Source organism: Clostridium sp. (assembly GCF_030532265.1).
GTDB lineage: Bacteria > Bacillota > Clostridia > Clostridiales > Clostridiaceae > Clostridium.
In genome coordinates, this window is record NZ_JAUNLM010000069.1 from 1 (window position 1) to 8,422 (window position 8,422).

Annotated in this window: 8 protein-coding genes; all 8 read right to left on the reverse strand. The window is 25.0% G+C overall.

Going from position 1 to position 8,422, the window contains the following annotated elements:
* Window positions 1-80: 80 nt before the first annotated feature.
* Complete coding sequence (locus Q4E08_RS10815; RefSeq protein WP_303130881.1) at window positions 81-950, reverse strand: site-2 protease family protein; 870 nt, start codon at window positions 948-950, stop codon at window positions 81-83.
* Window positions 951-958: 8 nt separating this feature from the next.
* On the reverse strand, window positions 959-1,705 hold the full coding sequence (locus Q4E08_RS10820) for a M23 family metallopeptidase (RefSeq protein WP_303130883.1): 747 nt from the start codon (window positions 1,703-1,705) through the stop codon (window positions 959-961).
* Window positions 1,706-1,792: 87 nt separating this feature from the next.
* The gene (locus tag Q4E08_RS10825) at window positions 1,793-2,827 is read right to left on the reverse strand and encodes a galactose ABC transporter substrate-binding protein (RefSeq protein WP_303130884.1); all 1,035 of its coding nucleotides are present in this window, start codon (window positions 2,825-2,827) and stop codon (window positions 1,793-1,795) included.
* Between the two features lie 22 nt (window positions 2,828-2,849).
* Window positions 2,850-3,836, reverse strand: coding sequence for a substrate-binding domain-containing protein (locus Q4E08_RS10830; RefSeq protein ID WP_303130885.1), 987 nt, complete (start codon window positions 3,834-3,836; stop codon window positions 2,850-2,852).
* Window positions 3,823-5,634: a sensor histidine kinase gene (locus Q4E08_RS10835; RefSeq protein WP_303130886.1), complete on the reverse strand. Its 1,812-nt coding sequence runs from the start codon at window positions 5,632-5,634 to the stop codon at window positions 3,823-3,825. The genes Q4E08_RS10830 and Q4E08_RS10835 overlap by 14 nt, the downstream gene beginning before the upstream one ends.
* Window positions 5,635-5,643: 9 nt before the next feature.
* On the reverse strand, window positions 5,644-7,245 hold the full coding sequence (locus tag Q4E08_RS10840; RefSeq protein WP_303130888.1) for a response regulator: 1,602 nt from the start codon (window positions 7,243-7,245) through the stop codon (window positions 5,644-5,646).
* Window positions 7,246-7,399: 154 nt separating this feature from the next.
* On the reverse strand, window positions 7,400-7,579 hold the full coding sequence (locus tag Q4E08_RS10845) for a hypothetical protein (protein ID WP_303130890.1): 180 nt from the start codon (window positions 7,577-7,579) through the stop codon (window positions 7,400-7,402).
* 14 nt (window positions 7,580-7,593) lie between these two features.
* Window positions 7,594-8,422: beta-methylgalactoside transporter (locus Q4E08_RS10850; RefSeq protein WP_303130891.1), on the reverse strand; the 829-nt coding region annotated here is incomplete at its 5' end.

The following is an 8,422-nucleotide window of genomic DNA, read 5'->3' on the forward strand; positions in this document are numbered from 1 at the left end:
TTTTATAAATATTGTAACATAATTTAGTTAATTTAATAAAAAATAACATTTTATTGAATTAAAATAAAAAAAGCCCCTTTTTATAAGGAGCTTTTCATTTCATTATATTCTTCTAAAGTTATATTTCCATATGTTTTAAGAGCCTCCAAAAGCTCATCTTCATGAAGTATTGAAATAAGCTTAAGTTCTTCATCTAATATATAAAAAGTATTAAACTTATTCCTATCTACTAATCTCATTAAATCTAACAATCCATTTTTATAAAAAACAGATATGGATTTATTCTCCATAAAATCATATTTTTCAAGCCTTCTTCTTTTTTTTATAATATCCCCCATAACAATATACATTGTCCACTTTTTTTCTAAGACAGTAGAATAAATTATTAATAATAATATGAAAAGTATGCTTATGTTTATTTTATTTACAAATATTAAAGTTAAAAATAATCCTAGCAAAATACATGATACTATATAACTTATTGTTGAAGTTATTTTCTTTCCCTTTAAATAAGAACTTTTATTTGATATTATAATTTCTAATATTCTTGCACCATCTAAAGGATAAGCTGGTATTAAATTAAATATACAAAGCCACATATTAATTCCAGATACAACTTCAAATATTTGTATATTTGTAAGCTTATATAATATATACATTATTATAGAAATAATTAAATTTGACATTGGTCCACTTAAATAAAGTAATACTTTATCTTTATCTATCAAATCATCTAAATCTGATAATTGTGCATTTGCACCTGTTAAACTAAATTTAATATTATAAAGTTTGCATCCTAATTTATTTCCTACTAATATATGTGTAAATTCATGTATTAAAATTGAAACAACTGCAACTAAAGTTTTACTTTCAAAACTAATGGCAAGTAATAAAACTATAACCTCTATAATCATTAAAGTATATGATCTTTTCATATTATCTTTAATCATACCTAAACTTACGCATTATCCTCTATAAATTTAATATAGTCTTGTGCATTTTTTAATTTTCCCATATAACTTACCTTAAATTTTATTTCATAATTTTTATCTGAAACTTTAGTGTTGCTTCCTATACATTCTCCAACTTCTATTTTATCTTTTTCTTTAACTAAAGGCTTAGTTATATTTTCATAATATGTTTCATATCCATTTTTATGATCTATAATTATATTTGCTTTTTCTCCACTTAATTCAACCTTTTTAACTTCTCCATCTAAGGCTGCAAATACATCTTTCTTTGTATTGTTTTTTATTATTATACCGTCTTTATAACTTTCTATATTACCTATTAAAGGAGGTATAAAACTTATTTTTTTATTATCTTCATTATAAACAACTACATCTTCTAACTTATCTTTTATTTTATTAAAAACTTCAACAGTTTCTAGTTCTTTAAAATTTTGATTATAAGAAATAACCGCTTTAGCCTTTGAGTATATTTTATTAATTTCAGTATTTGGTAAATATTTAAATGCCGAAATTAAACATACTAATGAAATTGCTCCAACACTTTGAATTGTTATAACCTTTAATGTACCACCTTTATTTTTTTTATAATTATAATTTCTTCCTGAATAGCTATAGTTACTTCTATTTCTGCCTTTTGACCTTATACTTTCCACATCATAACTATAATCATTTCCTATATCTTCATTCTCAATCCCATTATAATATCTTCTATATAATTCTCTGTAATCTCCCATTTTTATATCTCCTATATTGCTATATATTTAATTATATTTATGAGATATAAAATTTATGAAACTTCTATAATTTCATCAAATTATAAACTATTCTTTTATAAATTCACTTAAATTTTCTTTCGTTACTTTCATATGGCCCTCTCTTGTATATTTCCTATTTAGTATTTTTGAATCTCTATTTAAAACTAATTCTAAAGCTATATTTAATATACCTTCCCCTTGCTTTTTTGCATCACTTAATACAGTTCCTGTCATATTACCTTTCTTAATTTCTTGCAAAGCATCATCTATTCCATCAACACCTACAACTATAGGAAATCTTTTAAAATTAGATTTCTTCATTGCATCAATTGCACCTAATGCCATTTCATCATTATTGCAAAAAACTACTTCTATATTTTTATATTTATCTATCCATTCTCCCATTTTCTTCATTCCAAGTTCTCTACTCCAATTAGCTACATCACTATCTAATTTTTCTACTTTAACACCTTTATCTTTTAATCTATTTATGCAATATTCCGTTCTTATTGTACTATCTTGATGTCCCGCTTCTCCTTCAAGCATTAAATATTGTATTTTCCCATCACCATTTTTATCTACTTTCCTACAATTTTTCTTATAAATATCAAGAACTATATCAGCTTGCATTATTCCTGATTGTTCTGCCTTTGCACCAACATAATAAATTTTATCCCACATATTCATATCTTCTTCTACAGGTTCTCTATTAAAAAATATTACAGGAATATTAGCTGTTTTTGCTTTATTTATTATAGATGAAGCGGATCTTCTATCAACTAAATTTATACAAAGAACATCTACTCCTTCTGCTATAAATTCATCTACTTGCTCATTTTGGTTATATTGATTTCTCCCCGCATCAACTACCGTTAAATCAAATTTCAAATTATTTATATCTTCTTTTTTACTTAACCCATCTTCTAAACTCTCAATTATTTTTGATATAAATATATCTGACTTTTCATATATACTTACTCCAAACTTTATTTCATTTAACTTATTATTTGAAATTGAAGACTTTTCATTGCATCCCATTAAAGCACTAGAAAAAGCAATTGATGAAACTATTAACAATAAACTTTTTAACCCTTTTTTCATACCAACCTCCACAAAAACTTATTTAACCAATAAAAGGAAAAATCAATTTCTGATTCTTTTCCGAATACATATTCCTCTTATTTATTACTAAGAAATCTATCTTTGCTTCTTTTCTATTTTTGCGTGTATTTCTAACTTTATCTGTTGCAATCTCCACTGCTAAATATCCTGCATTAAAATCATTTTTTATTATGGCTGCATCTATTATTTCATTTTCAACATAGCTTAATATTTTATCACTTCTTCCAACTCCGTATATTTCAACATCTTTATTCTTATTTTTAATATAATACTTATCCTCTTTAATTTTCGATATTATCTCTAAAATATCTGAACTAAAAGATACTAATACATCTACATTATTATCTTTTATTTGACTTCCTATTTGTTTATAATAACTTTCCTTACTACCATTAATTCTTAAATCTATACATTTGTTTTTGCTATATTTAATTTCATCCATAAATCCAGACTTAATTTCATATAAACTACTACAATTAATATCTTTTTCAACAATCCCTATAATGCTTCTAGTATTTCCATTTTTAATTATTTCCTCTGCTAAAGCTTTACCAATACTATAATTATCCACTGAAATATTAGACATTTTTTTATTAGATTCAACCTTAGAATCCATCAATATAATAGGGACAATTTTATTTGCTTCTTCTATATCCTTCGAAAGTTCTTTATAATCTATAGGTGATATTATTATAAAATCTGCACCATTTTTTATTTCTTTTCTTAATAAATTCCTTTGATTTTCTATTTTATTCTCATCAGTTAAAACGCATACGTTAACTTTAGCTTTCATATCTTTTTCAGCTTGCTCAATTCCCTGAGTTATAAATTTTAAATTTTCACTCTTATCTTCCATACTTATATATGATATTTTTAAAATTTTATCATTATCGTTCATTCCAATTAAATAATTTAAAATTAGTGTAGAGAATATAATAAATAATGTTAATAAAAATATAACTAACCTTTTTTTATTAATTTTCATCATCTTTAAATTCCTCTCTTTTTTCATAACTTTTATAATCTATAATTGGAATATTTATTCTTATAGTTGTTCCTTCATCAGGTTCACTAAATATCTCCAAGCCATATTCCTTACCAAAATATAGCTTTAATCTTTCATTTACATTTCTTAATCCAACTCCTGACCCTTTTCCTTTTCTTTTTTTATCTCCTTTAAGTAATGTCTTAACTATTTCCTCTGGCATTCCAAGTCCATTGTCTATTACATCTATGCTTATATTTTCATTATTTTTATAAGCCTTAACTAAAATTTCACCATCTCCATCCATAAACTCCATACCATGATATATTGCATTTTCAACTAAAGGTTGTACTATAAGCTTTATACTTGCACAATCTAATATCTCCTCATCTACTTCAATTCTATAATTAAATTTGTTCTTATAACGTATATTTTGTATCGTTAAATAATTTTCAACATGTAAAAGTTCATCTCTTAAAGTTATAATATTTCTTCCTTTACTTAAACTTATTCTAAAAAATCTTGCTAAGGCTGTAACCATAGTAGTTGCACCATCATATCTTTCACTTTCTATCATCCAAACTATAGAATCTAAAGTATTATATAAAAAATGAGGATTTATTTGAGCTTGAAGTGCATCCAGTTCTGTTTTCCTTTTAATTTCTTGTTCCTTTACAATATTTTTCATAAGTAAATCCATCTGTTCAACCATAGAATTTATAGCTTTTCCAAGATGCTTTACCTCATAAGAACCTATTTCAGTTGAAAAGTCAATATTTCTAACTCCTTCTTCAAACTTCTTAACTTTTCTTTCAAGTCTTATTATAGGATTAGTAATACGTGATGATACTACTATATTTATAATAGTTAAAACTAATATTCCAAAGAAAAGTATAAATATAGTAAATATCTTCATATGACTATAACTATCTATAATATCAGTAACAGGAGTAACTGCAACTATCTTCCATCCAGTATATCCAACAGTTTTTACGGTAACTAATCTATTTTCACCATTAAACTTTTCTTTTATAGTTCCATCTTCATATTTTTTTGCTATATTATTATTTTCATTTATTAAATCTGAATATATAAGTTGTTGCCTAGGATGATATATAATCTCTCCTTTTCCATTCATAAGATAAACATATCCAGATTTACTAATATCAATATTTTTAAATATTTGTTCAATACCACTAAAGTTCATATCAACAAGAAGAACTCCCTGACTTATTTCACCATCAAAATTTAATTCTACTGCCCTACTTAAAGATACAACCCATCTATATTTATTACTTGAATCAATAAATATATTTTGAACATGTGGAGTTGAAAAATGTAAATTTTCTTTTTTGTTTATAGCATTTATAAACCAATCTTCTTGTCTTGTATCTACTGTATTTTTTACTTCCTTTAAAGGATATCCGTTTATTACTTCTCCATACTTTGAAAAAAGCGTTATACTTACAAGAAAATCTTTATTTGTTTCATATATTAAATTCATTTCTTTATCTATATTATCTACATTTAAATCTGATTTTTTTATTATGTTATAATACATTCCATCAGATATTCTCATTATATTTCTTAAGTAACTATCTAAATTTAAATTAACTTGATTTACAATTGCCTTATTGTTTTTAGATATAATCTCTTCATTTATTTTTACAAATTTAATATATAATACTTGTCCTAATGTAATTATTGCTAAAATCATTATTATAGTAAAAGAAATAGATATTATATACTTTAAACTTTTATTTCTAAAAAAGTTTTTTAAGCTTAAATGTTTAAACCTCATATTTTGTACCTACCTATTTCTATATTTAGATGGAGGTACTCCATATTGTTTTTTAAATACATAACTAAAATAATTTGCTTCAGGATATCCAACCTTTTCAGCTATAATATATGACTTATAATCCGTTGTATTTAAAAGATTTACAGCTTGTTCTAAACGTACTGATGTTAAATAATTTACAAAGCTAGTTTTTGTTTCTTTTTTAAATATAGTTGAAAAGTACGTAGGACTTACATGCAAATGTTTACAAAGATTTTCGACTGATATTTCACTATCGCTATAATTATCATGTATATATTGCTTTGCTTTTTCTATAAGTAATTTAGATGAATCAACTCTTTCTCTTTTTATAAGATTATTTATAGTTATAGATTTTTCTATAAACCACTTCTTTACACTTTCTATTGATTCAAACTTTTCTAAATGACTATAACAATTAAAATTTTCTCCAAATACTTCATCTATATTTAAGTTATATGCTTTAACAAGCTTTAATAATCCCGTTGTTATTTCTATTAAATAAATATTGTAATGATTAAATGGCAATAGCAATTCTTCTAGTTTCTTAAATAAATTATTTACTATAAACTCTATATCTTTAGAAGATTTTATCTTTATTGTATTTATTAAAGTTCTTTCATCATTTTCATCAAATTGAATATTAACCCCATTATCTGGTTCAACATCTTCTATATATATTCCTTTTCCCGTTCCAAGTATTATTCTATAATGAAGTGCATTTTTCGCTTCTTTATAAGAAAATCTAATTTGCTCAAAGTCATTACATACATTTCCAATACCCGCTGATACCTTCATATCCATAATACGTTCAGACCTACTACACACTTCATTTATACCTTTAATAAACTTATAAACATCTTCTTTAGAACTAAGTTTTCCAATTACTACAACTAAACCTGAATAAATAAAACTTTCATATTCACAGTAATCTTTTATAATATCATCACATATATTTTTAATTGATATGTATTTAAATTCTTCTTCAAATATATTATCTTTCTCATTACCAATATAGTTATCACAATGAATAACACCTATAACATTAAAGGGAAAGTCAAATTCCAACCCTATCTTTTTTGCTTCTTCCTTCCAAGTTTTAAACTTTACTCTTCCTTCTATTGCTCCAACTAAAAACTTCTCTTTAAATAACGGTAAACTTTCCTCATAATATTTCTTTAAATTTTCTATATTTTTCTTCTCATTATATTCTTCATCTATTTGTTTTTTAAGCTTTTTTAAAACCTCAATTAATTCCATTGAATTTATAGGCTTTAATACATAACCTAAGGCATTAATTTTTATTGCTTTTTTAGCATATTCAAAATCATCTGACCCTGAAAAAATTATTATCTTAGTAGAAGGCATTAAATCCTTTAACTTTTCTCCAAGTTCTAAACCATTCATAAATGGCATTTTAATATCTGTCATTACAATATCAGGTTGTAGTTTTTCTGCTTTTTCCAATGCATCTTCTCCATTTTCAGCATCTCCAACAATTTTAAATCCATAAGTTTCCCAATCAATTTTCTTTATAATTCCTTGACGAATTTCTTCTTCATCATCAACTATTAGTACCTTATATAAATTCATACCCCACCCCATACTTTTGTATAAATTGTTTTAAAATACAAATTATTCCCAATTTAGATTATTTCATTATATCATAAATACATCAATATTCAATATTTATAAAGAAAAAAGCCATATCACAAATAAAATTGTAATATAGCTTAAATTTCTTATTTTAAGTTGCTATTCCAAAAAATAACGCAATGGCAAGTAATACTAATAATATAGTTATAAACTTATCCATAGTTTTTAAAGGTATATCAATGTTTTTATATATTGAGTCTCTAAGATTTTGTTTAGGTTTTTCTTCAACTTTATTTTCTAAATTTTCATCTATAGCTTTTCCATTTTCCATATAATACACCTCAATTATTTTTTAGATAAGTATTTTCTTACATCAAGGGATACTGCAACTATTATAATTAGTCCTCTAATTATAAATTGCCAATAAGCATTAACTCCTATAAAGTTTAATCCATAATTTATAACTTGAAGTAAAACTGTTCCTATTAAAACTCCAGGAATTGTTCCAACTCCACCTGTAAATGAAACTCCTCCAACAACACATGCTGATATTGCATCAAGTTCATAGTTAAAACCTGTACTTGTAGTTGTTGAACCTGCTCTTGCAGCTTCTAAAAATCCTGCGATACCATAAAGCATACCTGATATTATAAATATAATCATTATATTTTTAGCTAAGTTAACTCCTGATACAGCAGCTGCCTCTGGATTTCCACCTATAGCAAACATGTTTTTACCAAGCTTTGTTTTATTCCAAATAAACCACATTATTAAAGCAATTATTGCTAAATAAAATATTAAATAAGGTATTTCTATCGGTCCAAGTTTTAATGAACCAGTTACTATATTTACATATCTTTGATCTAAGTTAGCTACTGGTTGAGCCCCTAGTGGTGGTCTATCTATATATAAACAAGAAGCACCATATGCAATAAGTTGAGTTCCAAGAGTTATTATAAATGCATGAACTTTAAGTTTGGCCACACCAAAACCATTTATTGCTCCAAATATACCTCCAATTATTATTGCAAGAATAAGTGGAACTACTAATGGTAGTACTGGTAAATCAGGATACATTCTTGATGTATATGTTGCAGACTGTAATAAAGAAGCTGAGATTATTGCAGTAAATCCTAAAATACGTCCTGCTGAAAGGTCAGTTCCTTGTAATACT